The 685-nt window shown below is 39.9% G+C and carries 1 pseudogene; it reads right to left on the reverse strand.

The features are described from left to right. Positions 1-642: pseudogene (rpoA, locus tag ACFVSW_RS24390) on the reverse strand (DNA-directed RNA polymerase subunit alpha); the annotation flags it as partial. Between the last annotated feature and the right edge of the window lie 43 nt (positions 643-685).

Below are 685 nucleotides of genomic sequence, written 5' to 3' on the forward strand. Positions count from 1 at the left end.
AACAGAAAGATCGAGTTCTTCAATTGTCATTTCCAGAACTTTTTCCTTTTGATCTTCTTCTTTTTCTATCATAATTTCAGCATTTTGAGCTTCATCAGTTAAACCGACGAAAATATTCAAATGCTCAGTCAAAATTTTCGAACCAAGAGCAATCGCTTCTTTAGGCCCAGTGCTTCCATCTGTCCAAACATCAAGCGTAAGCTTATCAAAATTAGACATTTGACCTACACGAGTATTTTCTACCTGAAAGGACACACGTGATACTGGCGTATAAATGGAGTCAATCGGAATCACACCGATTGGCTGATCTTCTCTTTTGTTCTGTTCAGCCGGTGTATAACCACGTCCACGTCTTGCCGTTAAACGCATGCGAAGATGTCCATTTGTCGCTAATGTCGCAATATGAAGGTTTGGATTTAAAATCTCAACATCACTATCATGTGTAATATTGCCTGCTTTAACAGGTCCTTCACCCTGCACATCAATTTCAAGGGTTTTTTCTTCGTCAGAATAGATTTTTAAAGCGACTTTTTTAATGTTTAAAATGATGGATGTTACATCCTCTACGACGCCTTCAATTGTTGAGAACTCATGAAGTACCCCATCGACCTGAATCGATGTAACAGCGGCACCTTCCGATGAATAGCGATACGAATGAATGGGTAACGGCAGGGACGATCACATC

Source organism: Neobacillus sp. NPDC058068 (genome assembly GCF_042885335.1).
Lineage (GTDB): Bacteria > Bacillota > Bacilli > Bacillales > Cytobacillaceae > Neobacillus.